We start from the raw sequence: 23,848 nt of genomic DNA, 5'->3' as shown, positions 1-23,848 counted from the left end.
GTGCTGGCCGCCGCCGCGCTCGACGAAGCTCCTTGCACCAGCGGCGCTGCCGCCCCCAGCTCGGCTGCGGTCCCCAGCGAGGCTGCCGCCGCCGGCGGCGCGACGCCGACGGCGCCGGCCGCACCGGTCTTGAACGGGTTCATGCTCGCGCCGTCGAACAGCGCCAGGGGCGCCCCGCTGTCGGCGTCGAACAGCGGCAACACGAACCAGGCGTCCTCGGCGCCGAACCCGGCGCTGTACGTGTAGCCTCCCATGACGCCGCTGTCGGGGAGGATGGCGGTGTAGCCGGTGAGCATCCCCGTTGGCTCGTCGCGAACGAGCTTCGATCTGGGCTGGGCCGGGGCGCCCTCGCCGCGCTGGCGGTACCCCTCGCGGACGGCGTCGACGTACTCGGCGGGAGTCGCGAGCCCGTCGACGTCCTCGCTCGTCAGAAACAGGGTGTCGGTCACACCGGGGAAAACAGCGGGAGGGAAGAAAGGGATACCGGCTCGAGGTCGCGTTCAGTCCGCGTTGATCGGCTGGGGCGTCGACTGGACGTCCTCGGTCGAATCGACCGGGGTATTGACGAACATTGCGTGACCCATGAGCGCCATCGCGGCGAACGCGCCGACCGGAATCGCCGTCGTCACTGACAGGCCGACGAACGCCAGTGCGGCGGTGATACCGAGCAGTGCGACTGGGATGAGGCCGAGAACAATGTCGTAGTATCCAGTCATAATGTATTCTATACTATGCGGAATACTGGTATAAGTGTTTCCCATAATTAGCTGATAGTGGACCTATTTCTAACTCGTATTGCAGAGGACAGATTTCCATAACTTATGTATCAATTATGCTGCTGTAGAAAGCTATGAAATTATTAGCTCGACAGGCAACAATTCCCCACAGCGGTCCGAATATTCACCGGCTGAAGACGAAATAATCGCCAGATGGGACCGACCTGCACTCGTCGCTCGCCGGACGCGAGAAAGGAAACGATCGATAATTATGTTCTCTCCCGAGCGTATCAGGAAGAAAACATCGTGTTCGGTTTCTGAGAGACCCGGCGGAACATCACCGTTCGAAGTCGTTGTTCGATCCTGTGTGCCGTTCTACCGAGGAGACTCGTCGAGCGGACTCGCTTCGTTTCGGTCAGCGCCGGGAGCGGGCGTAGACCGCGTAGACTCCGCGCCAGCCGACGAGCGCGAGCAGTCCGAACCCGGTCATCACGAGCGGGAACGGCCAGGCCGCGCCGCCGTCGAACAGCGCCGACGCCCGCAGAATCAGGCCGACGTTCGCCGCTGCGACCCAGGCCACCGTCGTTACGCGGACGGTGCGGGCGAGCGACGCGGCGACGCCCGGCGCGTACAGCCCCGCCAGCGGCGCCATCGCGAGCCAGCCGACGGCGAAGGGGACGACCGTCTCGAGGGCGACCAGCGGCTCCGAGAGCGGGTCGACGCCGTGGCTCAACTGGCCGACGAGGATGATTCCGGCGACCAGGGCGAGGTCGACCGCGCCGAGCGCGAGCGACCCGCGCTCGAGCGCTTCCGTCCCGCGAGCGTCCGACGAACGGGCTGGAGCGTCCATACCTCGTTCTCGCGGCGCCGTCCATATCGGTGTCCCGGTTTCTCGGCGGGGTTCGAGCGCTACTCGGCTTCGGAGGGCTGGGTGACCGTCCCGAGGACGCGCTGGGAGAACTCCACCTCGGAGAGTTCGTCGTCGAGTCCCGCGAACCACGCCCCTTCGACGTGCCAGCGCCCCCGCAACTCGCCGTCGGTCGACCGCGAGGTGACCTCGAGCCGACCGGGCGTCCACTCCCGTTCCTCGGCGATCGCGAGCAGCATCCGAACGACCGAACTCACCTCGTCGGTCGTCACGAACGGCGCCTCGGCGACGGTCTCGTACTCGAGGTCGATCGCCGCGCCGTCGGCGGGCGCTTCGCCACCGCCGCCGTCGGGCCAGGAGACGTCGGTGACGTAGATTCCGTTGCTCATCAGCCGATTCTCGAGTGCGACGGCGACGGCGTGGTCCGGTGACATACCACCGAGTTGGGCCGGTGTCCGTAAAAACGATTACCTGCTACAGCGGTTCGACGAGGTCCTCGAGCGCCGCGGCTGGATCGTCGGCCTTCGCGACGCCGCTTGCCAGCAGGACCCCCTCGGCGCCGAGGTCGCCCGCGGCGACGACGTCGTCACCGGTGCTGATACCCGCGCCACAGAGCACGGAGACGTCCGAGTCAACGTTCGCTGCGGCGTCGACGGCGTCCTCGACGACGTCGGGGTCGGCCTGGCTGACGGGAGTGCCGGTGCCGATGAGCTCCGGGGGTTCGACGGCGACGGCATCGGGGCCGAGCGCCGCCGCGGCGCCGATCTGGGCCGGGTTGTTCGCACAGACGACGGTCTCGAGGTCGGCACGTTCGGCCGCACGAACCGAGCCGTCGATATCGGCGAGTTTCAGGCGTTGCTCCGAGTGGTTGATCAGCGTGCCGTCGGCGCCCGCGTCGGCGACCGATTCGGCGAGCGTGTGGCCGGTGTTGCTACCGTGGTCGATCGGATCGACGTGCTGGGCCCAGGTCTCGACCCCCGTCTCGGCGACGCGCTCGAGGTGGGCGGCCTGGGGTGCGACGGCCAGTCGGGCCTCGGTCCGGTCGTCGACGTCGCGGACGGCTTCCGCGACCTCGATCGGATCGCACGGGTAGGTCTTGAGGTTGACGAGAACGAACATACGAGAGACGCCCGTCGCTGGAGAGAAATAGCTTGCGAGTCGGTCGGCGTTAGTCCTTCCGTTTGACGACGTCGCCGAGGGTGTAGCTCCCCGACGCCGAGCCGCCGGACCACTCCGAGTCCTCCGCGGAACCGCCCTCCGCGCTCAGGTCGATCCCGAGGAAGCTCTCGAGTTTCGACTGCACGCTGTCGCTGGGGAGGGTGTCGCCGCGTTCGATCTTCCGGACGAGACTCGCCTTCTCGTTGAGCTCGTTCGCCAGCTCGGACTGGCTCAGCCCCTTCGATTCGCGAGCGGTGCGGACGCGGTCGTCGTAGTCGGTCGCCAGCTCGTCCATGTCGTCGAACATGTCCTGGCGGCGCGACCCGCCGGAACTCGAGGCCGTCGACCCGCCGCTCGTGGCCCCGCCGGAGCTCGAACTCGAGGAACTCGAGCCGGTCGAGTACTTCGTCGAGGAGCTCGAGCTACTGGGCTGTTTCACCTCCGTCCCGAACTCCGTACAGTTCGAACACACGTCCAGCTTCGCACCCTCGACCTTGATCGTCTTCGGAGACGACGTCTCGGTGCCACACATCTCGCATTGAACCATGACCGAACCTATATCGCGGGACGTCATAAACCATGCGGCGCGGTCCCAGGCCGCCGGAGACGGGGCAGACGGGGGAGCTAGTCGAGGGCGATCCAGGCGTAATAAAAGCGCTGGAGCGCAGTGATGTGGCCGACGACCGCGAGGAAGACCAGCAGCCAGCCGATCAGCGTCAGCCCGCCGTAGGCGCCCGAGAAGGGGTAGGCGAGGAAGCCGACGAGCCCGATGAGCACCAGCCGGTCCGCGCGACCGATGAGCCCGCCGTAAACCCGATCGAGGCCGACCGCCTGGGCCTGCGTGCCCAGGTACGAGGTCATCACCACCCCCGTCACCGCCAGAAAGCCCAGGAAGTAGCTCTCGATACCGGCCGCCAGCCCGCCGATGATGACGATGTCGGCGTAGCGGTCGATGACGTGATCGAGCAGGTCCCCGCCCGCCGAAGCGGTGTTCTGCTCGCGGGCGAGCGCGCCGTCGATGACGTCGAGCCAGCCGTTCAGAAAGACCAGTATCGCGGCCGCGACGAACCAGATCGGCGCCACCCGACCGCCCAGAAGGAAGGCGAGCGCCGCCAGCACGGCCATCCCGAACGCCAGCAGGCTGACGCCGTTGGGAGTCATTCCCAGCCGGTCGAACCCCTCGACGAACGGGTCCAGGAGTCCCGAGACGTAGGGGCGAAGCTGATCCAGTGTCATTCGAGGTACCCCACGAAGTCGACCTCGCCGGCGCTTGGCTCCCGGTCGCCCGCGACGACGGCCTCGAGGTCGGCCGCGACCGCCTCGGGATCGCGGTCGGTGGTGTCGATCTCGTAGACCGACTCGAGGCCGTGTTCCTCGACCGCCTCCGCGAGGACGACGTCCAACGCCTCGCTCTCGGCGTTCTCGATCGCCTTGGCCTCGCTCTCGCCGCGCTCGAGTAATCGTCTCTTCAGCGCCGACGGTTCACAACGCAGAACGACGACCCGGTCCGCCTCGAAATGGTGTGCCAGGTGGGTCTCGATCACCGCTCGCTCGTAGTCGGCGAGTCGGTCGGCCAGCGCGTCGAGGTCGGCGATCTTGCTCTCGCGGTCGGGGTCGATCGCCGTGTAGAGTTCCTCCTCCTCGAGGACCTCGTTGAGGTGGATCACCTCGAGGGCGTCACCCTTGATCGGCGACTCGCCGTCCGCGAGTCGGTCCTCGAGCAGCTCCGTCGCGGTGGTCTTTCCCGTCCCCGGGGTGCCGGTGACGGCGATCCTCACGCGTCGGTCACCTCCCCGCGCTCCCGGTCGAGGGCCAGTTCCTCGAGGACGGCGTTTACCGTCTCGACGGCGCGTTCGGTCTCCGTCTCGGTGCCGCAGGTGATCCGGATACAGCCCGGCAGGCCGAAGCTCGAGCAGTCCCTAACGATGACGCCCCGTTCCTGGAGCTCCTCGGCGACGGCCGCTGCGTCGCCGACCGCCGCGAGCGCGAAGTTGCCCTCGCTGGGCCAGACCCGCGCGTCGAGGTGCTCGCGCATGTACTCGCGGGAATCGCGGGCCGTCGCGACGGTTCGCTCGACGTGTTCGTCGTCGTCGATCGCGGCCAGCCCCGCGCGGCAGGCGATCTCGCTGGCGGCGAACGGGGTGTTCACCCGGGCGTAGGCGTCGGCCCACTCGTCGGGAACGATCGCGTACCCCAGGCGGACGCCCGCGAGGCCGTAGGCCTTCGAGAACGTCCGCAGGACGGCGATATCGTCGCGGGCCTCGAAGCCGTCTCGTCCCTCGAGCAGGGAAACGGCGCCGTCGACGTCGGCGAACTCGCCGTAGGCCTCGTCGACCACGACGAGGGTGTCGTCGTCGGTTTCCGCAGCGATCTCCTCGACGTCGGCGAGGTCGATCGTCGACCCCGAGGGATTGTGCGGACTCGTGAGGTAGACGATCCGCTCGCCGTCGTAGGCCGAGAGGACGGCCTCGGACGTCTGGGCGAAGTCGGCCTCGCGCTCGAGGGCGTACTCCCGAACCCCGCCGTGGTGAAAGCGCGCGCTCATCCCGTAGTAGGCGAATCCCGGCGAGGGGACGAGGACGTCGTCGCCCGGCTCGAGGACCGCCCGGGAGAGGTAGTCGATCGCGCCGTCGCCGCCGTTGGCGAGCCACACCTGCGAAGGCGCGACGGCCCAGCGGTCGGCGACGGCGTCGGTGAGGTCGGTGTGGGCGGATTTGGGGTAGGAACTCACGCTCCCGGCCGCGTCCCGGATGGCGTCTGCGGCCGCAGGAGACGGGCCGTGAGGGTTCTCATTCGAGGCGAGCTTGATGAACTCCGAGGGGTCGCGCCCGAGTTCGCGGGCGACCTCCTCGATGCCTCGACCCGCCTCGTAGGCGACGTGGTCGGACAGGTCGCGCGGTTGCATACGCGAACCCTGTTTCCGGCGGCTCTTAAGGGTGCTTACCTGTTCTCGTCTCTCCCCTCGGGATCCGATCGGTAACGCCGGAACCGCTGCCTCCGAACGGGCCTGCTGGACCGACCCGAGGCGGGTCTCATCGGTCCGGGTTCGGACCTCCGATCGCGAAATCGCCACCGAAACCGCCGACTCCGCGATAACGCTCTCGACGACGGTGACCATCGCCGAGGACGGATCGTCCGTCTCGAGCGCCACGTCCGAACGCGCCGTACGAGCGAAACGACCGCGAGGAGCGACCCACGCCGGTCTCCGGTTCGGAGTCGTCGGTGGAAATCGGACGGAACCGGCAAGCTCGCCCGGAAAGTGGTACTCTCTCACATATTCCTGAACGAAGAGTTATTCGGCCGGGAGCCCTGGTTCGAGTATGAACACGCTGGTGGCGACGTTCCTGCAGCTCGAGGATCCGGGGATCGATCCGATGCTGTTTATCGGCGCCCTCGTCCTCGCGGTCGCCGCGATCACGGTCTGGCAGATGGTCGAGATCGTCGACGCCTACAATCGAGGTGCACTGACGGTCTTCGGGGAGTACCGCAAGCTGCTCCAGCCGGGGCTCAACATCGTGCCGCCGTTCGTCTCGCGGGTCTACACCTTCGACATGCGGACCCAGACGATCGACGTGCCGACCCAGGAAGCGATCACGCGGGATAACTCGCCCGTCACGGCCGACGCCGTCGTCTACATCCGCGTGATGGACGCAAAGCGGGCGTTCCTCGAGGTCGACGACTACAAGAACGCCGTCTCGAACCTCGCCCAGACGACCCTCCGTGCGGTCCTGGGCGACATGGAGCTCGACGACACGCTCAGCCGCCGGGAGATGATCAACGAGCGGATCCGCCAGGAGCTCGACGAACCCACCGACGAGTGGGGCATCCGCGTCGAGAGCGTCGAGGTCCGAGAGGTCACTCCCTCGCCGGACGTCAAGGGCGCGATGGAACAGCAGACTTCCGCCGAACGGAAACGCCGCGCGATGATCCTCGAGGCACAGGGTGAACGCCGCAGCGCCGTCGAGAAGGCCGAAGGTGAGAAGCAGTCGAACATCATCCGCGCCCAGGGTGAGAAGCAGAGTCAGATCCTCGAGGCGCAGGGTGACTCGATTTCGACGGTCCTGCGGGCGAAATCCGCTGAATCGATGGGCGAACGCGCGGTCATCGACAAGGGAATGGAGACGCTCGAACAGATCGGCCGGAGCGAGTCGACGACGTTCGTTATGCCCCAGGAGCTCACGTCGATGGTCGGGCGCTACGGCAAGCATCTCTCGGGGAGCAACGTCCAGCAACAGGACGGCCAGCTCGACAGTCTCGACTTCGACGACGAAACTCGTGAGCTGATCGGCCTCGACGACATCAGCGAGATTCTCGGCGAGATCGACGAGGAACTCGAGATGGACGTCGAGGCGATGGAACAGGAGGCCCAGGCGATCCAGGAGGGCGAGGACATGGGTCAGAGCCCGGACAGCATCGACGTGCCACGGGACGAAGCGGAGACGCCGGGCGAGGAGCCGGAAGCCGACAACCGCTAGGTGTCGGTCGCGCCCGCGCTTCAAATCGTTTTTCTACCGCGCTTGCGGACGGTACGGCATGCACGACGACCCACGGTCCGCTCGCGAGGAGCGGACGATCTCGCGGTGGACGCGCTCGCAGGCGGCCGCGATCCGGCGCAGCGAGGCGACGCTCGCGCCGGTCGTCTACCCGCCCACGGAGGACATCGATCCGGACGTACACGTCTGGGACACCTGGCTCCTTCGCAACCGCGACGGGACGGTCGCCGAGATCGACGGCTACCGCGTGATCTTCTCGCTGACGGCGCCGGCCGACCTCTTGCCGGGCAAACGCCACGACGTGGCGACGATCCGGTACTTCTACTCGCGGGACGGCCGCGAGTGGACCTGCGGCGGCCCCGTCTTCGACGGCGACGCTCCGTTCGGTTCGCGCCAGTGGGCCGGCTCGGCCCTCTACGACGAGACGGACGGCGACGGGAAGCTGTACGTCTACTACACCGCCTCCGGAACCCGCGGCGAGACCGACCTCACCTACACCCAGCGGCTGGCCGTCGGTTCGGGCGGGACGGTCGAGACCGACGGCGACGGCCTCGAGATCTCGGGCCCGTTCGACCACGAGATCTTACTCGAGCCCGACGGCACCGAGTACGAGCGCGAGGAGCAGTCCCGGGGGATGATCTACACCTTCCGGGACCCCTGGTTCTTCGAGGACCCCGCGACGGGCGAGACCTGCCTGCTGTTCGAGGCCAACACCCCGGTTCCCGACCCCGAACTCGAGAGCGACCGGTACGACGCCGACCCCGAACACCTCGATTTCAACGGCAGCGTCGGGCTGGCGGTCTCGCCGTCGGGCGATCCGACCGAGTGGGAACTCGAGTCGCCGATCCTCGAGGGTGTCGGCACGAACCAGGAGCTCGAGCGACCGCACGTCGTCGTCCAGAACGGGAAGTACTACCTCTTCCTCTCGAGTCACGAGCACACCTTCGCCGAGGGGCTCGAGGGGTACGACGCGCTGTACGGTTTCGTCGCGGACTCGCTGCGGGGCGAGTACGTCCCGCTGAACGAGTCGGGGCTCGTGCTCACCAATCCGGAGAGCGCGCCGTTCCAGACCTACTCCTGGCTGGCCTACCCCCACCGCGAGGAGATCCTCGTCAGCAGCTTCTTCAACTACTACGACCTGCGCGGGCTCTCGCTGGACGACGTCGCGAATTTGCCCGACGACGAACAGCAGCGTCGGTTCGGGGGCACGCTCGCCCCGACGGTTCGGCTGGGCGTCGACGGCACCGAGACGCGGGTGCTCGGCGTGCTGGATCACGGCCACCTGCCGCTGCCCCGCGAGGAACTCCCCTCGCTGCTCGCCTCGTACCGCGGCGGGGGCGACGGGAGCGAGTACTAGTTCTCCGGACCGACCGGGCGTTCCGACTCCAGTTCCGATTCGGCTCCGACATCCGGCCAGGCGGAGCCGAGCGTCCACACCTCGAGGTCCTCGAAGACGGCCCGGCCGTCGGCGGCGTACAGCGAAATGCCGTCGCTGTCGGATCGGGTCGGGAAGATCCGCGTCGTCAGACAGTGGCGTTCGTTCGCGAAGACCTCGAGGACCGAGCCGTCGACGAACAGCCGCAGCGACAGGCTCTCGTCGACCGGCGTGACGGGCATCGAGATCGGCTCGCTCGAGGCCCGGTGGTCGGTCGTCGACGCCGACCGGTCGACGACCAGGTCGCTCTGGCGGGTGTACCGCAGCAGCGTCTCCTCCTCGCCGTCGGGCGACCCGCGCACGACGAGCCCGCACTCGTCGGCGTCGTCGAGGCGGATCTCGGCCCGGAGTTCGAACGATCGGCCGTTGATCGGCAGTTCGCGGCGTTCGTCGGTGAGCGCCGGGGAGCCGTCGTAGCCGCGCTCCTCCCGGAGCGCGGTCAGCTCGGCTGCGGGGCGCTGTCGGAGCCGACCCGCCTCGTCGAGGTCGATCTCGCGGGGCAGCGAGAGGGTGCCCGACCAGCCCGCGTCCCACTGGAACTCGGGGCTGCGATCGGGTTTGATCCAGCCCCAGGTGAGCCACCGGTCGTTGTCGTCGTCGCGCAGCGACTGGGGCGCGTAGAACGCGCCGTGGTCGAGCAGTCCCGTCCGCTCGACCTCGAGCGAGCCCTCAGCGTAGTCGCCCAGGTAGTACCGGACCTCCTCGTAGTTCGAGACGTGCAGCAGCCGCTTCTCGCCGAGGTCGAGCAGTTCGGGGCACTCCCAGATCATGCCGTCCGTCTCGGCCTCACCCGAGAGGATCGGCCCCTCGTAGGTCCAGTCGGTGAAGTCGTCGTCCTCGCTGGTGTACAGCAGCGCCGTCCCGCCCCCGTCCTCGATCCCGGAACCGATGAGGTGGTGCCAGACGCCGTCCTCGAGCCAGACGTTGTGGTCGCGAAACTCCGCGCGCCAGTGCTCGCTCGAGCGAAGCGGCGGCTCGACGGGGACCGACTTGATGACCGGGTTCTCCGGAGATTTCTCCCAGCCGGTCAGCTCGTCGTCGGTCGCGGTCGCCAGACAGGGGAGCTGGACGTCGTCCCGGCCCCCAGTGTAGAGGATCTGCGGGGTGCCGTCGACGTCGACCGCACAGCCCGACCAGCAGCCGTCCCGGTCGGGACCGTCCGGCGAGGGCGAAAGCGCTACGGGGCGGTCCTCCCAGGTCACCAGATCCTCGCTCACGGCGTGCCCCCAGTGGATCGTCCCGTGGTGGGGTCCACCCGGGTTGTACTGGTAGAACGCGTGGTACGTCCCGTTCCACTTGATCATCCCGTTAGGATCGTTGAGCCAGTTGCCCGGCGGCGAGACGTGGTACCGGGGCCGGTGGTGGTCGTCGGCCAGCCGTTCACGGTCGGCCGACAGCGCGGGGGTCCCCTTGGGGTCGTGCTCGAGGAGCCGATCCGTTCCGCCCAGCACCGCGAGGAGGTTCCGAAGCAGGCGGTCCCGATTGCGCGCGCCCTCCTCGGGCACGGGACCGTCGAACCGGATCCCCGTTCCGAGCCCGGCGACGTCGCCGTCGCCGATCCGCCAGCCAAGCAGCGCGGTCTCGTGGGGCCGTTCCCCGTCCGCCCGAAGCGTGCTCGCGAGGACGGCGCCCCGTTCGGGCAGGATGCGCTCGTAGCGCGCGAACGGCCGTTCGCCCTCCGGCGAGGCGGTCGGCACCCGCAGCCCCTCGAGTCCCTCGAAGACCGGTCGATCGGCGCGAAGCGACTGTACGAGCAATCCGGTCGTCCCCTCCTCCGTTCCCGCGGCGTCGGGACCGACCGAATCGATCCCGAGCGCGGGGACGGCCTCGAGCGCCCGCAGGGAAAGGAGCAGCCCGCCGCCGTCGGTCAGAAACCGCTCGATCGCGGCGCTCGCGTCCCCGGCGACGGCGTCGTCGGCCGGCTCGGCGCGGTGCCACCAGAGGACGTCGTACGCCGCGAGCCGGGCGCCGCCTTCGACGACGGCCGCGAGTGAGATCGTCTCGACGTCGATCCCGGCCGCCTCGCACCACTCGAGGGCGCTACGTTGTTCCGGCGAGGGCTCGCCGGCGACCAGGAATCCGACGGTCTCCGCTGGTTCGCTCATCTACTCCCAACGCGGCGTCGGACCGTAATAGGCGTGCCGACGTGGGGTCGGTTCGGGTCGGGATCTCTCGAGCGGGCGATTCCGGCGAAAGCCGCCGATCCCTCGGCCAGCGGTTCGGTTTCCTCCCCGAGCGATCAGGGGGATACTATTTCCTCGTGGCACCCCTAGAGCGGGTACGATGTCTACCAGTACCAGTAACGGCGGTTTCGGCGGCTCGTCGGCGAACAAGCTCAGCATCGCCTCGACGGTGATCGACGCGGGACTCGCGTTCGCCCGCGGGCGACCCAAGAGCGCGCTGCTGTTGCTCGCCGCGGCCGCGCTCTCGACGCGAATCCCCGGGCTCGGGACGGCGACCTCGATCCTGCTACGCGTGATCCACCGACTCCGGTAACTCGAGGGCGAACACGGACGCGAGGCCCGCCGACGGCAAAGCGATTTATTCCGCGCCGTGGGCGGGTACGGTATGCGACGGCGAACGCTGCTCGGCGGGTTCGCGACCGGGTTCGGCGTGTTCGTCGCCCGCGAGGACGACGAAACGGCGTCGCTCGAGCGCCGCGACCAGCGCTGTGCGAGCGACGAGGACGACGCGGCGACGGTCCGGGTCGACGACGGAACGCTCGTCGTCGAGGGACTGATTCGGACGCCGACGCCCTGTCACGGCCTCGTCCTCGAGTCGGTTTCCCGTGAGCGCGACGCACTCGAGGTGACGGTCGGCATCGACGAACCGGACGGCTTTTGTGTCGGGTGTCTCGGCGTCGTCGAGTACGTCCTCGAGGTCGATCTCGACGGTCGAGCGCCCGACTGCGTCGCGGTCTTCCACGAGCGACGCGACGAGACGGTTCGGGTCGCTCGAGACCGACTCGACGGACGAACTGGGTGGGAGTGACGGACGGCGTCGCAGAACCCGTTGATATCCACCCAGGACTGAAGTCATGGGATTCCTCTCGTGGACGATGAACACGAGGCAGCAGTTACGGCCTCGAGCACGCCCTGCCCGGCGAGGGGCTGGCCTCGAAGGGGGAGCCGTTCCTCGCCCCGACCGACAGTCGGAGCTGACTTCGAGGGGGAAAGTATTTATTTCCGAGCATCAGTAAATGAAATGGCCGGCGGAATACCGCCTCTGACACATCGCTCGTGAGTTTCCCCGGCCACTCCCCTCCCCCCATCGCTGCTCTTTCGTGAGGTTTCGAACGCCACGGTCCGAGCGACTGGACCGTCGGTTCGTCGGGGAGAACCGTCGGCTCGCGGAACGGACGCTCGAGTCGCGATCCGCGATCGAAGCGACCCCAACGACTGAGACCGTTCGTACACCGGTTAGCCGTTCGACAGGGTTTCTTATTATATCTAACTAATAAAAAGATTATTATAACACTCCTAAGTAGAATAACGTGGTCGGTGGGGGAGCTATTCGAACTGCCCTAACGGTCAGAGGTCATGCCCTCACTTCGATCCCACCGACCTCGCACCACGAACCAGAGACGAACCACACGGAGCGAGTTGAAGCGGGACTTCACCTCGCGCGCGTTCTTGCAACCCGTCGAAATCGAACCGACTCGAGAGCGACCGCTCCTCGAGTCCGTACCGAGCGCGGCCGTCGGCTACTGATCGCGATCGAACGCCGTCGCGATACGGGCCGTCTCCGCCTCGGAACCCGTTGTTACACCTGTAGTAACGGCGCGAGTACTATGATCGTATTCACGGGCTGCTTATACCGTCCGATACTGATAGGAGACGTATGGCGTCCAAAACAAGGGCTGCTGGGACGTGTACGGACTGCGGGAACGTGTTCGCAGTCCGACAGTCTGACGGCGGAGCGGTCGAGCCGATCGGCGTTCGCCAGTGCTCCTGCGGGGGCACGTCGTTCGAAGTGCTGGAGGGCGGACCGGCCGATCCGTACGCGACGACCGACTGATCCCGGACCGGACCGCCCGTCGACGACGAAACCACGAACCCGTCGCCGACGATCCGTCCTTTCTTCGCGTTCGACGCGCTCGCGTTCGGCTCCCGCTCGGACGGGGCTCGTTCGCTCGAGCGCGGCCCGCCCGTTCGTGTCGGCGCGGATACCGGTTCCGACCCTGTACAAAGAGCTATCGTTCCACACGGCGTACCGGAGCCGATGCGATCCGAGTGTCGGACCTGTAGCTGGAGCGGGGACGCGAACGAACTCAACTGGATGATTCGCGACGGCGATCCGAGAGTCGGCGGCGAGCGCGTCTGTCCGGAGTGTCGCGGCGCCGACGTCTCCCTCGCGAGGTGAGTATCTCCCGGGAACGTCCGCTCGGGTGGGAAATCGGTTCAGAAAGCGGTTCGATTCCGATATCGTATTATATCAATAGCTCAATCGAGGAAACATGTATGATTTAACCGGCTTTCAACGGGACCTGTTGTACGTCATCGAGGGACAGGACGAGCCACACGGGCTGGCGATCCAGGAGGAACTCGAGGAGTACTACGAGAAGGACATCCACCACGGGCGGCTGTACCCGAACCTCGACACGCTCGTCGACAAGGGGCTCGTCGAGAAAGGGCAGGTCGACCGACGGACGAACTTCTACACCGTCACGCGGCGGGGCAAGCGCGAACTCGAGGCGCGCCGGGAGTGGGAACAGCAGTACGTCGAGGAGCTGCTCGGCGAGTCGTAACCGGCTTCTTCTCGCACCTTCTCGCACCCTCCGGCAGCCGACGGGAGTCCTCCGGAACCGGGAGCGTAACCGCCGTCGAAGACGGCCGAGACGGACACGGGGAAGGGGTTCGTTCCCACTCGAGCGAGTCACGTTCTCTCTGTTCGGAGCCCGTAACCGAACGCACGGGGACTGTAACTAAGGGGGAAACGGGCGGACGAACGTACCATGACGCGATCCGGGCCGAAGACGATCGGAATTCTGGCCGACCCCTACCTCAACGAGTGGCAGGTTCGCGCCCTCGAGCAGCTACGAGCCGACCACGACGTGACGGTGTCGCTGGTCGTCACCAACGAGGAGAAAGCCGACGGCGATCCCGAGGCGTGGAACACGCGGAGTCGGATCGGGCTCGCGGACGTCCGGGAGTTCGTCGACCTGCTCGGGCGCCAGCGCGCGTGGGCGCTCGTACTCGCGGAGCGAAATCTCGCGAAGCTGATCGGCGAGGAGCGACCGCTCTGGCGGCGTCGATCGGTCGAGCACGTCGACGTCCTCGCCGACGCCGACCACGTCCGGTGTAAGCCCGAGACGGACGGCGCCTGGTACGAGTTTCCCGACGACGTCGTCGACCGCGTCGCCGAGGAGTGTGACGCGCTGGTGCTCTTCGGTTTCGGGCTCGTTCGCGGACCGATCCTCGAAGCGCCCGAGTTCGGCGTCGTGAGTTTTCACCCCGCCGACATCCGATCGTACCGCGGCATGGGGCCGCCGGCGGTGTTTCACGACGGGCAGGACCGGTGTGGCGCCACGCTGCAGCGGTTAAACGAGTCGATCGACGGCGGCGAGATCGTCGCCTACGACGACGTCCCCATCGACGACTGCCCCACGCTGTGGGACGTCTTCGACCGTGTCGTGAACCGACAGATCTCGCTGTTGAGCGAGGGCGTCGCCAACCTTCGGGATCCGACGTTCGAGCCGACGACCGTTCCCGAGGCGGAGCTGGGCGAGGTCTACTACCGGAAACTGCGCCACAGCCTCTCGTTTTCGGGACGCATCCTGCTGAAGAACCTCGCCGGGCGCGCCGAGCGACGGCTTCGGCGGGGGAGCGGGGTCGCCGAGCCGACGGCCGGTTCGTCCCCGCCCGCCTCGAGTTCCGGTCGACCGCGCTCCGGGGATTAGCCCCGACTCCGCGGGCTCGACGGCGGCGAACCCTGCAAGGATGCGGCTCAAGCGTGTGGCCCGTCCGAGTACGGACGACAATGGATCCCCTCGAGTGCTCGCGCCAGCTCGCGGATCGGGCCGTCCGAACTCCCCGAAAGTTCGGACAGGCACCGTACCGGGCGCTCCAGCTCACCGCGGCCGAACCGGGCGAGACCCCCTACGACGTGGTCTACGAGGAGCCGCCGGTTCGGCTCCGGCGGTACGACCCGGAGCGGGCGACCGACGCGACGCCGGTAGTGATCGCCTACGCGTTCATCAACGATCCGTCAATCCTCGATTTCGCGCCGGAACGAAGCGTCGTCGGACGGTTCCTCGAGCGCGGGATCCCGGTCTACGTCGTCGACTGGGGAGATCCGTCGCCGATCGACCGCTCGCTCGGGCTCGCGGACTACGTGACGCGATTCCTCGCGAACTGCGTCGACGCCGCCCGCGAGCGGGAGGGGACCGAGTCGGTACATCTGCTGGGTTACTCGACGTCCGTCCCGCTCGTCGTCGCCTACGCCGCCCTGTTTCCGGATCGCATCCGGACGCTCGTTCTCCAGGGCCCCCGGGTTGACTTCCGCGCCGGAGACGATTTGGAGCTGTTTCGGACGCTCGCCGCCGGGCACGATCACGAGCAGGTCGCGAGCGTGTTCGACGCCGTTCCGACGCCGCTGCTCGAGGTCGGGCTCGCGTCGCGCAAACCGGTCGAGTACACCGTCACCGCGCCGCTTCGGCTCTGGGATCGACTGGACGATCCCGAGTTCGTGGCAGGACAGGGGCGGAAACTCGAGTGGGCTCTGGGCGGCCCCGACGTTCCGGCGCGGCTCTACCGCGAGTTCGTCGGGGACCTGCTCCTCGAAAATCGGTTGATCGAGAACGAGCTCGAACTCGGCGGCCGGCGGGTCGACCTCTCGGCGATCGACGCCCCGGCTCTGCTCGTCCTCGGTGAGGACGATAAATTCGTCCCCAGGGAGGCGAGCGTCCCGATCCTCGAGGAGATCGGAAGCGACGAGGCCGAGATCGTCGAGCTGCCGACCGGTCACGTCGGACTTTCCGTCTCGGCGGTCGCCCACGAACGGGGGTGGCCACGGATCGCCGACTGGCTCGCGAAGCGGGGGTGAGAGAGCCGCCGAGACCCCTTACGACGGCGTCAGTCGATCCCACAGCGACTTCATCTCGGAGGCGGCCGCCAGCGTGTCGAGTTCGCCGTGGGCCGACTGCTCCTCGGCGTAGTTCGCCTCGAGAGGCTCCCGGACCGTCTCGCCGAGCCCGAGTTCGGTCGCGAGCATCGACAGCCCCTCGTAGGTCGTCATCTCGACCCGTTCGGTCATCAGCCCCGCGTTGAGGTAGACGGTATCGAGCAGGTCCTCGTCGTCGATCTGGGCCTCGAAGCCGCGCCGCTGGGCGTCGATCGCGTCGAGAATCGGCGCCTCCCGGGTCTCCGCCGGAACATCGAGGGCCTCGAAGACGGCCTCGAGTCGCTCGATCTGGGCTCGTGTCTCCTCGCGGTGGTCGGCGAAGCTCTGGCGCAGCCGCCCGTTGTTCGCGCTCGACGCCAGCTCGTCGAGGGTCTCGACGAGTTCCCGCTCGACGTAGTACTGCTGGCGGAGCTTGTAGACGAACAGTCCCTCGAGTGTGTCGATGCTCATGCTACGTAGAAGCGCCCGCCGCACGAATAGTCCCGCCCACGAACACGCAGGGCGGGTCGGGGTTACTCCGACTCGAACGTCGGGACGTCGCCCGGCGTGTCGAAGTCGTGGTAGTGTTCGCCCTTCTCGGCGCTGAGGATGTCGAGCGCCGCCGCACCGCCGTCGCCCGCGGCGATGACCGCCTGCCACTCCTCGGCCCGAACCATCGCGCCCGTCGCGTAGCAGTTCTCGACGCTCGTCTCCATGCTGAGGTTGACGTCGACGGTGTCCTCGTCGTCGAACTCGCAGCCGATCTCCTCGGCGATCGAGCGATCGGCGCCGGTCGCGAGCACGACGTAGGTCGCCTCGTACTCGCTGTCGGCGGTCTCGATCCGGAACCCGTCGTCGGTTTCCTCGACGGCGGTCACCTCCTCGGTCATATGGAGGTCAGCGCCCCGGTCCTGAACCTGGCCGCGAGCGACGGTCATGAACTCGCTGCCGCTGATGCTGCGAATCCCGGGGTAGTTGAACAGGTGGGCCTTGTGCATCCACGTCTCGTCGGTGTCGAAGACGGCCGTCTCGAGGCCATTTTTCGCGGTGAACAGCGCCGCGCTCAGTCCGGCCGTACCGCCGCCGACAATAGCTACGTCTGGCATGACCGCCTCTACCACGAGCCGTCAGTAAAGGTTGTGCAAGGCGGGAGGTCTTTCCGGCGCTCAGTAACGGACCGCGTCGACGTCGATTCGAGCGGGTTCGGGAACCGGTTCGTTCGAGACCGCGACCTCGCCGCGCTCCTTGTCCGCGCCGTCGGCGGACAGGACGATCGCCGCCTCCGCGAGCAGCGGCGCGAGCACGCCGGCGACGACGGTGCCGAGGGTCGATAGCGGCGCCCGGACGACGACCCGATCGTCCGCCTCGAGCCCGTGGTCATCGATTACGGTCCTGGCCGCCTCGAGGGCCTCACCGTGGGTCAGCGTCCGCTCGCCGTCCGTTACCAGCGCCGTCCCGGGGTCGATCGAAAGCGGCGGGAACGAGGGGTTCTCGCTCCAGAGGCCGGCGTCGAAGTGGTGGACCCCCGGTTCGTCGGGCCGGTCACCGTAGTAGACTCGCTGGGCTCCCGGCGGGAGCTCGTAGGCGCTCCCCTCGTCGGTCGGCGCGACGAGAGTCCGAAACCGTTCGTCGTCAGCGAGGTCGGTCGGCGGATCGAACCGCGTGGTTCCCTCGAGCAGCGTCGTGCCGAAAAAGGCGAGCAGGGCGAGGGGGCCCTCGCCGACGACGCCGACGGTGACGCCCTCGCGGACGCCCGAATGGCGCAGGAAGTTACCGGCCTTCCACGAGGAGGTACAGAGCCAGTGGCGGTCGTACTCGCGTCCGGTCGCGTCGACCAGCGCCGTCCGATCGCCGCGTCGCTCTCTCGCGAGCAGGTCGTCGGCTGTCGCGGCGTTCATACGGGTCACTGGGATCCGATCCCAAAAAAGCGCGCCGACTCGCGGGCGTCGGTCGTCAGTCGTCGGCCGCCTCCGCCGGCTGCTCGAGGTCGGTCCCCACCAGGTCGAGAAACGCCGCGAGCCACTCGGGGTGGTCGGGCCAGGCCTGGGCGGTCACGAGGTTGCCGTCCCGCGTGACGGCGTCCTCCCACTCTGCGCCGGCCTGGCGTATATCGGCCTCGAGCGCGGGGTAGGCCGTGCAGGTCCGGCCCTCGAGGACGTCCGCGGCCGCGAGGATCTGCAGGCCGTGACAGAGCGAGGCGACGGGTTTGTCCTCCTCGAAGAAGTGCCGGACCGTCTCGAGGACCGCGTCGTACGTCCGGAGGTACTCGGGTGCGCGACCGCCGGGAACGACGAGCGCGTCGTAGTCGCTCGGGTCGACCGCGTCGAACTCGTGGGTCAGCTCGAAGTTATGGCCCGGTTTCTCGGTGTAGGTCTGGTCGCCCTCGAAGTCGTGAATCGCCGTCGGACACTGCTCGCCGGCATCTTTCTCGGGGCAAACCGCGTGGACGTCGTGGCCTACGGCCTGTAACGCCTGGAACGGCACCATCACCTCGTAGTCCTCGACGAAGTCGCCGGCCAGCAGCAGAATCTGTTCGGACATGGAGCGTTCACGTACACCACGGTCCGGGAAAACTCGCACTGATAGCTTCCGAGACTATCCGCCGGACAGAACGGTCGTCCTCGAGCGCCCGCTCAGAACGCCCGCTTGATCTTCTCGAAGAACCCTTCGTTGACCTCGATTTCGTCGCCGCCCGCCTCGGCGAACGCCTCGAGGGCCTCGCGCTGTTCCTCGTTGAGCGAGTCCGGGGTGACGACCTGGACCTTCACGTAGAGGTCGCCCTGGCCGCGCCCACGCAGGCGGGGCATTCCCTTGCCCTGCAGGCGGAACGTCTCCCCGCTCTGGGTCCCCTCGGGGACGTCGAACTCGACGCTCCCGTCCAGGGTCGGCACCTGGACCGTGTCGCCGAACGTCGCCTGGGGGAACGAGATCGGGAGCCGGTGGCGCAGGTCGTCGCCCTCACGCTCGAACTCGTCGTGTTCGGCGACCGCGACGTCGATCAGCAGATCCCCGCGGGGACCGCCCTCGGGGCTGGGAGAGCCCTCCCGCTCCATCCGCAGGGTCTGGCCGCTCTGGATCCCCGCGGGCACCTCGACGGTCAGGGTCGCCTCGCCGCGGACGTACCCCTCGCCGCGGCACTCGCCGCAGGTCTCGGAGTACAGCGTTCCCTCACCCTCACAGCGCGGACAGGCGGTCGTCTGCTGGACGCGACCCAGCGGCGTCTGCTGGACCTGCGTTACTTGGCCCCGTCCCTGACACTCCGGACAGGTCTGGGCGTCGGCGCTCGGCGGGTGCCCCTCGCCGTCGCAGGCGTCGCAGGCCTCGGGTCGCTCGACCGTGAACTGCTTTTCGACGCCCTCGTAGGCCTCCTCGAGCGTGATCTCGAGTTCGGTTCGCAGGTCGCGACCCTTGCGAGGGCGCTGACGGCCGCGTCCGCCACCGCCGCCGAAGACCTGCTCGAAGATGTCGCCGAGACCGCCGCCGCCCATCCCGCCGCCCATGCCGCCGAACGGGTCGCCGCCCATGCCGCCGGCGCCGCCGCCGGCGTCGTACCCGTGCTTTTCGGCCTGCTCGTAGCGGTCGTGGCCCATCCGGTCGTAGGCCTCGCGTTTCTCCTCGTCGGTCAGCACCTGTTTTGCCTTCTGAATCTTCTTGAACTTCTCCTCGGCGTCGGGGTCGTCGCTGACGTCCGGGTGGTACTCCGTGGCCTTCTCCCGGTAGGCGCTTTTGATCTCGTCGGCGGACGCGTCGCGATTCACGCCGAGAACGTCGTAGAAATCCTCGCTCATTCGTTGTGGGCGGTACTCGGTTGAGACACTTGAAACGACCGTTCGCTTCCGAACCGCTCCGCATCGGCGAGTCGTGGGAGCACGTCACCGGAGGGACAAGAAGTTGTATTTACTTTTGATCGTAACAGGGCTGTCAATGACTACCGATCGCGAATCAGTCGACGTACTCGGACCGTTTCGACAGTTCTTCTCGCTGCAACGCGACGTCTTGGTGCTCTCGCTGGCGATGTTCGCCTTCAGCCTGGGGTTCCAGATGACCAACCGGTTTCTGCCCGACTACCTCGTGTATCTCGGCGCCGGCGGGTTCGTCGTCGGACTGTTCGCCACGCTCGGAAACGTCATCGGAGCGGTGTACCCGTACTACGGCGGCATCATCTCGGATCGAGTCGGGTCGAGATACGCGCTCACCGTCTTCGGCTTCCTCTCGACGTTCGGCTTTGTCATCTGGCTGGCCTCCGCCTACGTTCCCGCGATCGACCTCGGCGTCGTCGTCCTCGAGCCGTGGGTGTGGATCTTCGTCGGGCTCTTGCTGGCCCAGTGTTGGAAGTCGTTCGGAATCGGGGGCCACTATGCGATCGTCAAGCAAGCCACCGAACCTAGCCGATTGGCCCGGGGATTCGCCAGTACGGAAACGTTTCGACGGACGGCGTTTCTCATCGCACCGCTGATCGTCGCCGTTCTGGTTGCCGACGAACTCATGCCCGGATTTCTGTGGGTGCTCGCGATCGGGATCGTCTTTGCGATCCTCGGAACGGTTGCCCAGCACGTACTGTACGAGGCCGATGCGGATACGGTTGGCAAGCAGTTCGAGGGGGTCGGTCGGATCGTCGACGATCTTCGTGCGCTGCCCGATCCGCTCCGACCGTTGCTGGTGGCGGACACGTTCGTCCGGTTCGCCAACGGGATGGTGTACGCGTTCTTTATTCTCGTCATCACCCAGCTGATGGGGATCGGACTGACGCTGACGCTTCCCGTCCTCGGGACGCTCGCGCTCTCCCCCGCCGCCTTCTTCGGTGTCCTCCTGAGTATCGAAATGGGGGTTGCGCTGCTGACGATGGCCCCGGCCGCCAAAGTCGCCGAGCACGTCGGCCTCAAACCCGTCGTCGGGTTCGGCTTTTTGGTGTACGCTCTCTTCCCGATCCTGCTGATCTTCGCGCCGGAGAACGTCTGGATTCTGGCGGCGCTCTTTGCCTTCTCCGGGCTGCGATTTGCGGGATTGCCGGCCCACAAGGCTCTGGTCGTCGGTCCCGCCGAACGAGGTGCCGGCGGTCGCGTAACGGGTTCGTACTATCTCGTTCGTGGCGCGATCGTGATTCCCAGCGGCGCACTCGGCGGGTTCCTCTGGCAGTTCGTGAATCCGGAGACCGCCTTCGTGATCGCGTCGGCTATCGGCACGATCGGCGTCGTCTACTTCGGCCTCTTCGGAGAGGAGTTCGAGGCCTACCGGTAAGCGATCCGCTTTTTCGGGTGCTCGAGCCCCGGAACGGCAGCCGAACTCGAGGAACGATCCGGTCGTCGACGGACCCGAACGCGATGCTCGAGGCGGGTGGGCTGCGGCTATCCGACGCCCGCAAAAGGAGATCGCTCATCGGACGTTTCGGACGCTGCGAATCGGAGGGGCGCTGACGGGCGAAGACAATCGAAGATTCGCTGGCAGACGAAGAAAACGACTCCTCGCGTTACTCGTCGTCGTCCTCTTGGACGTCCTCGAAGTCGGCGTCGACGTACTCCTCGTCGTCGCCGGCCGCACCGCCAGCGGCGCCGCCCATGTCACCCATGTCGCCCATGCCGCCGGGCCCGGCACCTGCCGCACCGCCGGCGGCGCCGCCAGCCGCACCGCCGGCGCCCGCCGCGCCGGCCTGCTGCTGGTACATCTGCTTGCCGATCTCCTGCAGTTCGGTGCTCAGCTCCTGGGTCGCGTCCTCGAGGTCCTCGGCGTCGGCCTCGTCGTCGTCGACGGTTTCCTCGAGGTCCTCGATCGCCGCCTCGATGTCGGCGCGGACGTCGTCGTCGATCTGGTCGTCGTTCTCCTCTAAGAGCTTCTCGGCGCGCTGGATCGTCGCCTCGGCCTCGTTGCGGGCCTCGATGCGCTGGCGCTTCTGCTCGTCTTCCTCGGCGTGTTGCTCGGCCTCCTCCTGCATCTCCTCGATCTCGTCGTCGGAGAGGCCGACGCCGCCCTCGATGGTGATCTCCTCGCTCTCGCCGGAGCCCTGGTCCTCGGCGGAGACGTTGACGATGCCGTTCTCGTCGAGCGAGAAGGTGACCTCGATCTGGGGCGTTCCCGCGGGCGCCGGCGGGATCCCGGTGAGGTGGAACTCGCCGAGCAGTTCGTTCTCCTCGGCGATCTCGCGTTCGCCCTGGAAGACCCGGACCTGCACGGAGGTCTGGTTGTCCGCCGCGGTGGTGAACACCTTCGATTCCTCGGTCGGAATGGTCGTGTTCTTCTCGATCAGGCGCTCGAAGAGGCCGCCCTTGACCTCGATCCCCAGCGACAGCGGGGTGACGTCGAGCAGGACGATGTCGTCGACGTCGCCCGAGAGCACGCCGCCCTGGATCGCCGCGCCCAGCGCGACGGCCTCGTCGGGGTTGACGTTCTTCTGGGGCTCCTGGCCGGTGAGGTCCTCGACCTTCTCGCTGACCTGGGGCATCCGGGTCGAACCGCCGACGAGGAGCACCTCGTCGATGTCGCCCTTGTCGTAGCCGGCGTCCTCGAGGGCCTGCTCGGTCGGCTCGACGGTGCGCTCGATGAGGTCCTCCGTAAGCGACTCGAACTTCGCGCGGGTCAGGGAGTTCTCGAGGTGGACCGGGCCGTCGTCGGTCGCGGTAATAAAGGGCAGGTTGATGTCGGTCTCCTTGCGCGAGGAGAGTTCGATCTTGGCCTCCTCGGCGGCGTCTTTCAGCCGCTGGAGGGCCTGGCGGTCCTCGCGGAGGTCGATCCCGTGTTCGGCCTCGAACTCCTCGGCGAGGTAGTCGATGATCGCCTCGTCCCAGTCGTCGCCTCCGAGGTCGTTGTCCCCGTTGGTCGCGACGACCTCGTAGACGCCGCCGCCGAGATCGAGGATCGAGACGTCGAACGTACCGCCCCCGAGGTCGTAGACGAGGACGGTCTGGTCGGACTCGTCGTCGAGCCCGTAGGCCATCGACGCCGCGGTCGGCTCGTTGACGATGCGCTCGACCTCGAAGCCGGCGATCTCGCCGGCGTCCTTGGTCGCCTGGCGCTGCTTGTCGTTGAAATAGGCCGGGACGGTGATGACGGCCTTCGCGACGTCGTCGCCGAGGTACTCCTCGGCGTCGCGCTTGATCTTCTGGAGGATCATCGCCGAGATCTCCTCGGGCGTGTACTCCTCGTCGTCTACCTCGACGGTGTAGTCCTCCTCGCCCATGTGGCGCTTGATCGACTGGATCGTCCGGTCGGGGTTCTGGACGGCCTGGTTCTTGGCCGGTTTGCCGACGAGGCGCTCGTCGTCGTTGAACGCGACGACCGACGGCGTCGTCCGCTCACCTTCGGCGTTGGCGATGATCTCCGGATCGCCCCCCTCCATGACCGCGAACGCGCTGTTCGTGGTACCGAGGTCGATACCGAGAATCTTGTTGCTCGTCATTACGAGACGGGTAATGCTCACTTTGGTTTAAAGCTTATCACAGCGAGCGACTGCACTTTGGATTATAGTACATCTGGAGATAGAGCCGCTCCAGGAGGGAGTATCGATCGGCCGGTCGGTTACGGTGGGGTTCCCCGAAGCGAGTCCACGCAGGAGGGGGCCGGATCGAATCCACAGTCCTACAACGCTGCAGTGGACGCGACGGTCGAGATGAGTCCTCGTTACCGCCTCGAGCGACGGTAGGCGGCAGTTACGATGGGGGTAGCCGCCGTATACTGAATCGCGTTCACCGGATCCTGAACGACATGGATCGACGAACGTTTCTGTCCGGCATCGCCTGCGGAGGCGCACTGGGCGGGTACGTCCTCACACGCGACGAGCGGGGGGAACCAGAGGAGACGAGGGAATCGGAGGAGACGCGCGCTCGGCGCGGCGAGCGGACGGGTGAGCCGAACGGCTACGAGGAGACGAGCGAGGGCTCGACCAGCGAGGAGGACGACGACTCGCACTCGGAGGAACGGATCGCGGACGCCGAGGGAATGGTCGTGTTCACCTACGACGACAGCCCGATCGAGGACTACACGCTGACCTACGAGGTCCACCGGGAGTACGACGTCCCCGGCTGCGTCGCGGCCTGTCCCGGGCTGATGGAAGAGGGGGACGCCTCCCTCGAGCCCGGACAGCTCC

At 67.2% G+C, this 23,848-nt stretch carries 24 protein-coding genes and 2 pseudogenes; 10 read left to right on the top strand and 16 right to left on the bottom strand.

Going from position 1 to position 23,848, the window contains the following annotated elements:
• The 9 genes and pseudogenes from ACNA7R_RS12110 to hisC form a co-directional block, all read right to left on the bottom strand.
• Positions 1-449: pseudogene (locus tag ACNA7R_RS12110) on the bottom strand (ornithine cyclodeaminase family protein); the annotation flags it as partial.
• Between the two features lie 51 nt (positions 450-500).
• Positions 501-716 (bottom strand): hypothetical protein, encoded by a 216-nt coding sequence (locus ACNA7R_RS12105; RefSeq protein ID WP_416283820.1) that lies wholly within the window; start codon positions 714-716, stop codon positions 501-503.
• A 415-nt stretch (positions 717-1,131) separates the two neighbouring features.
• The gene (locus ACNA7R_RS12100; RefSeq protein WP_416283819.1) at positions 1,132-1,566 is read right to left on the bottom strand and encodes a DUF3054 domain-containing protein; all 435 of its coding nucleotides are present in this window, start codon (positions 1,564-1,566) and stop codon (positions 1,132-1,134) included.
• Between the two features lie 59 nt (positions 1,567-1,625).
• Positions 1,626-2,018 carry a hypothetical protein gene (locus ACNA7R_RS12095; protein WP_416283818.1) on the bottom strand — a complete coding sequence of 131 codons (393 nt, stop codon included), beginning with the start codon at positions 2,016-2,018 and terminating at the stop codon, positions 1,626-1,628.
• A gap of 40 nt (positions 2,019-2,058) precedes the next feature.
• A complete protein-coding gene (tpiA, locus tag ACNA7R_RS12090) occupies positions 2,059-2,703 on the bottom strand; it encodes a triose-phosphate isomerase (RefSeq protein WP_416283817.1) in 645 nt (214 codons plus the stop codon).
• Positions 2,704-2,752: 49 nt separating this feature from the next.
• Entirely contained in the window at positions 2,753-3,289 is a 537-nt protein-coding gene (locus tag ACNA7R_RS12085) for a multiprotein bridging factor aMBF1 (protein ID WP_416283816.1), read from the bottom strand.
• A gap of 77 nt (positions 3,290-3,366) precedes the next feature.
• Complete coding sequence (locus ACNA7R_RS12080; RefSeq protein ID WP_416283815.1) at positions 3,367-3,978, bottom strand: CDP-alcohol phosphatidyltransferase family protein; 612 nt, start codon at positions 3,976-3,978, stop codon at positions 3,367-3,369.
• Positions 3,975-4,520 (bottom strand): adenylate kinase family protein, encoded by a 546-nt coding sequence (locus ACNA7R_RS12075; protein WP_416283814.1) that lies wholly within the window; start codon positions 4,518-4,520, stop codon positions 3,975-3,977. Before ACNA7R_RS12075 ends, ACNA7R_RS12080 begins: the two co-directional genes overlap by 4 nt.
• Positions 4,517-5,647, bottom strand: a complete 1,131-nt coding sequence (gene hisC / locus ACNA7R_RS12070) for a histidinol-phosphate transaminase (protein WP_416283813.1) — start codon at positions 5,645-5,647, stop codon at positions 4,517-4,519. Before hisC ends, ACNA7R_RS12075 begins: the two co-directional genes overlap by 4 nt.
• Before the next feature lie 415 nt (positions 5,648-6,062).
• Here hisC and ACNA7R_RS12065 point away from each other — a divergent pair, with 415 nt between their 5' ends.
• Positions 6,063-7,217, top strand: a complete 1,155-nt coding sequence (locus ACNA7R_RS12065; RefSeq protein ID WP_416283812.1) for an SPFH domain-containing protein — start codon at positions 6,063-6,065, stop codon at positions 7,215-7,217.
• Positions 7,218-7,275: 58 nt separating this feature from the next.
• Complete coding sequence (locus tag ACNA7R_RS12060) at positions 7,276-8,592, top strand: glycoside hydrolase family 68 protein (protein ID WP_416283811.1); 1,317 nt, start codon at positions 7,276-7,278, stop codon at positions 8,590-8,592.
• Here the strand turns inward: ACNA7R_RS12060 and ACNA7R_RS12055 are convergent.
• A complete protein-coding gene (locus ACNA7R_RS12055; protein WP_416283810.1) occupies positions 8,589-10,775 on the bottom strand; it encodes a GH32 C-terminal domain-containing protein in 2,187 nt (728 codons plus the stop codon). The two genes, ACNA7R_RS12060 and ACNA7R_RS12055, sit on opposite strands and share 4 nt — an antisense overlap.
• Positions 10,776-10,953: 178 nt before the next feature.
• Between ACNA7R_RS12055 and ACNA7R_RS12050 the strand changes: the two genes are divergently transcribed.
• The 6 genes from ACNA7R_RS12050 to ACNA7R_RS12025 all read left to right on the top strand — a co-directional run bounded on the left by ACNA7R_RS12050 (position 10,954) and on the right by ACNA7R_RS12025 (position 15,714).
• On the top strand, positions 10,954-11,166 hold the full coding sequence (locus ACNA7R_RS12050) for a hypothetical protein (protein ID WP_416283809.1): 213 nt from the start codon (positions 10,954-10,956) through the stop codon (positions 11,164-11,166).
• Between the two features lie 72 nt (positions 11,167-11,238).
• Positions 11,239-11,661 carry a hypothetical protein gene (locus ACNA7R_RS12045; protein WP_416283808.1) on the top strand — a complete coding sequence of 141 codons (423 nt, stop codon included), beginning with the start codon at positions 11,239-11,241 and terminating at the stop codon, positions 11,659-11,661.
• 1,230 nt (positions 11,662-12,891) lie between these two features.
• Positions 12,892-13,032: a hypothetical protein gene (locus ACNA7R_RS12040; RefSeq protein ID WP_416283807.1), complete on the top strand. Its 141-nt coding sequence runs from the start codon at positions 12,892-12,894 to the stop codon at positions 13,030-13,032.
• A 94-nt stretch (positions 13,033-13,126) separates the two neighbouring features.
• Complete coding sequence (locus ACNA7R_RS12035) at positions 13,127-13,417, top strand: PadR family transcriptional regulator (RefSeq protein ID WP_416283806.1); 291 nt, start codon at positions 13,127-13,129, stop codon at positions 13,415-13,417.
• A 207-nt stretch (positions 13,418-13,624) separates the two neighbouring features.
• Positions 13,625-14,569 (top strand): formyltransferase family protein, encoded by a 945-nt coding sequence (locus ACNA7R_RS12030; RefSeq protein ID WP_416283805.1) that lies wholly within the window; start codon positions 13,625-13,627, stop codon positions 14,567-14,569.
• A gap of 80 nt (positions 14,570-14,649) precedes the next feature.
• Positions 14,650-15,714 (top strand): alpha/beta fold hydrolase, encoded by a 1,065-nt coding sequence (locus ACNA7R_RS12025; protein WP_416283804.1) that lies wholly within the window; start codon positions 14,650-14,652, stop codon positions 15,712-15,714.
• 18 nt (positions 15,715-15,732) lie between these two features.
• Here the strand turns inward: ACNA7R_RS12025 and ACNA7R_RS12020 are convergent, their stop codons facing one another.
• The 5 genes from ACNA7R_RS12020 to dnaJ all read right to left on the bottom strand — a co-directional run bounded on the left by ACNA7R_RS12020 (position 15,733) and on the right by dnaJ (position 19,559).
• Positions 15,733-16,242, bottom strand: coding sequence for a ferritin-like domain-containing protein (locus ACNA7R_RS12020; protein WP_416283803.1), 510 nt, complete (start codon positions 16,240-16,242; stop codon positions 15,733-15,735).
• 62 nt (positions 16,243-16,304) lie between these two features.
• The gene (locus ACNA7R_RS12015; protein WP_416283802.1) at positions 16,305-16,877 is read right to left on the bottom strand and encodes an FAD-dependent oxidoreductase; all 573 of its coding nucleotides are present in this window, start codon (positions 16,875-16,877) and stop codon (positions 16,305-16,307) included.
• A gap of 60 nt (positions 16,878-16,937) precedes the next feature.
• On the bottom strand, positions 16,938-17,669 hold the full coding sequence (locus ACNA7R_RS12010; protein WP_416283801.1) for a hypothetical protein: 732 nt from the start codon (positions 17,667-17,669) through the stop codon (positions 16,938-16,940).
• Positions 17,670-17,724: 55 nt separating this feature from the next.
• Positions 17,725-18,312, bottom strand: coding sequence for a DJ-1/PfpI family protein (locus tag ACNA7R_RS12005; RefSeq protein ID WP_416283800.1), 588 nt, complete (start codon positions 18,310-18,312; stop codon positions 17,725-17,727).
• A gap of 92 nt (positions 18,313-18,404) precedes the next feature.
• Positions 18,405-19,559 carry a molecular chaperone DnaJ gene (dnaJ, locus tag ACNA7R_RS12000; protein ID WP_416283799.1) on the bottom strand — a complete coding sequence of 385 codons (1,155 nt, stop codon included), beginning with the start codon at positions 19,557-19,559 and terminating at the stop codon, positions 18,405-18,407.
• Positions 19,560-19,695: 136 nt separating this feature from the next.
• On the opposite strand from dnaJ, the gene ACNA7R_RS11995 reads away from it, so the two are divergent.
• Positions 19,696-21,009 carry an MFS transporter gene (locus ACNA7R_RS11995; RefSeq protein ID WP_416283798.1) on the top strand — a complete coding sequence of 438 codons (1,314 nt, stop codon included), beginning with the start codon at positions 19,696-19,698 and terminating at the stop codon, positions 21,007-21,009.
• A 229-nt stretch (positions 21,010-21,238) separates the two neighbouring features.
• Here ACNA7R_RS11995 and dnaK read toward each other — a convergent pair whose 3' ends face one another.
• A complete protein-coding gene (dnaK, locus tag ACNA7R_RS11990) occupies positions 21,239-23,161 on the bottom strand; it encodes a molecular chaperone DnaK (protein ID WP_416283797.1) in 1,923 nt (640 codons plus the stop codon).
• Between the two features lie 305 nt (positions 23,162-23,466).
• On the opposite strand from dnaK, the pseudogene ACNA7R_RS11985 reads away from it, so the two are divergent.
• Positions 23,467-23,848, top strand: a pseudogene (locus ACNA7R_RS11985) (polysaccharide deacetylase); the annotation flags it as partial.

The sequence above is a fragment of the Natronococcus sp. genome, from assembly GCF_047921035.1.
GTDB lineage: Archaea > Halobacteriota > Halobacteria > Halobacteriales > Natrialbaceae > Natronococcus.
Note: the sequence above shows the minus strand (reverse complement) of the source record. Positions and strands in the feature narration are given on the sequence as shown.

Excerpts from the sequence above, each read along its gene's own strand:
- ACNA7R_RS12105 (WP_416283820.1), bottom strand. The coding sequence starts at position 716 with ATGACTGGATACTACGACATTGTTCTCGGCCTCATCCCAGTCGCACTG.
- ACNA7R_RS12100 (WP_416283819.1), bottom strand. The coding sequence starts at position 1,566 with ATGGACGCTCCAGCCCGTTCGTCGGACGCTCGCGGGACGGAAGCGCTC.
- ACNA7R_RS12095 (WP_416283818.1), bottom strand. The coding sequence starts at position 2,018 with ATGTCACCGGACCACGCCGTCGCCGTCGCACTCGAGAATCGGCTGATG.
- tpiA (WP_416283817.1), bottom strand. The coding sequence starts at position 2,703 with ATGTTCGTTCTCGTCAACCTCAAGACCTACCCGTGCGATCCGATCGAG.
- ACNA7R_RS12085 (WP_416283816.1), bottom strand. The coding sequence starts at position 3,289 with ATGGTTCAATGCGAGATGTGTGGCACCGAGACGTCGTCTCCGAAGACG.
- ACNA7R_RS12080 (WP_416283815.1), bottom strand. The coding sequence starts at position 3,978 with ATGACACTGGATCAGCTTCGCCCCTACGTCTCGGGACTCCTGGACCCG.
- hisC (WP_416283813.1), bottom strand. The coding sequence starts at position 5,647 with ATGCAACCGCGCGACCTGTCCGACCACGTCGCCTACGAGGCGGGTCGA.
- ACNA7R_RS12065 (WP_416283812.1), top strand. The coding sequence starts at position 6,063 with ATGAACACGCTGGTGGCGACGTTCCTGCAGCTCGAGGATCCGGGGATC.
- ACNA7R_RS12060 (WP_416283811.1), top strand. The coding sequence starts at position 7,276 with ATGCACGACGACCCACGGTCCGCTCGCGAGGAGCGGACGATCTCGCGG.
- ACNA7R_RS12055 (WP_416283810.1), bottom strand. The coding sequence starts at position 10,775 with ATGAGCGAACCAGCGGAGACCGTCGGATTCCTGGTCGCCGGCGAGCCC.
- ACNA7R_RS12050 (WP_416283809.1), top strand. The coding sequence starts at position 10,954 with ATGTCTACCAGTACCAGTAACGGCGGTTTCGGCGGCTCGTCGGCGAAC.
- ACNA7R_RS12045 (WP_416283808.1), top strand. The coding sequence starts at position 11,239 with ATGCGACGGCGAACGCTGCTCGGCGGGTTCGCGACCGGGTTCGGCGTG.
- ACNA7R_RS12040 (WP_416283807.1), top strand. The coding sequence starts at position 12,892 with ATGCGATCCGAGTGTCGGACCTGTAGCTGGAGCGGGGACGCGAACGAA.
- ACNA7R_RS12035 (WP_416283806.1), top strand. The coding sequence starts at position 13,127 with ATGTATGATTTAACCGGCTTTCAACGGGACCTGTTGTACGTCATCGAG.
- ACNA7R_RS12030 (WP_416283805.1), top strand. The coding sequence starts at position 13,625 with ATGACGCGATCCGGGCCGAAGACGATCGGAATTCTGGCCGACCCCTAC.
- ACNA7R_RS12025 (WP_416283804.1), top strand. The coding sequence starts at position 14,650 with ATGGATCCCCTCGAGTGCTCGCGCCAGCTCGCGGATCGGGCCGTCCGA.
- ACNA7R_RS12020 (WP_416283803.1), bottom strand. The coding sequence starts at position 16,242 with ATGAGCATCGACACACTCGAGGGACTGTTCGTCTACAAGCTCCGCCAG.
- ACNA7R_RS12015 (WP_416283802.1), bottom strand. The coding sequence starts at position 16,877 with ATGCCAGACGTAGCTATTGTCGGCGGCGGTACGGCCGGACTGAGCGCG.
- ACNA7R_RS12010 (WP_416283801.1), bottom strand. The coding sequence starts at position 17,669 with ATGAACGCCGCGACAGCCGACGACCTGCTCGCGAGAGAGCGACGCGGC.
- ACNA7R_RS12005 (WP_416283800.1), bottom strand. The coding sequence starts at position 18,312 with ATGTCCGAACAGATTCTGCTGCTGGCCGGCGACTTCGTCGAGGACTAC.
- dnaJ (WP_416283799.1), bottom strand. The coding sequence starts at position 19,559 with ATGAGCGAGGATTTCTACGACGTTCTCGGCGTGAATCGCGACGCGTCC.
- ACNA7R_RS11995 (WP_416283798.1), top strand. The coding sequence starts at position 19,696 with ATGACTACCGATCGCGAATCAGTCGACGTACTCGGACCGTTTCGACAG.
- dnaK (WP_416283797.1), bottom strand. The coding sequence starts at position 23,161 with ATGACGAGCAACAAGATTCTCGGTATCGACCTCGGTACCACGAACAGC.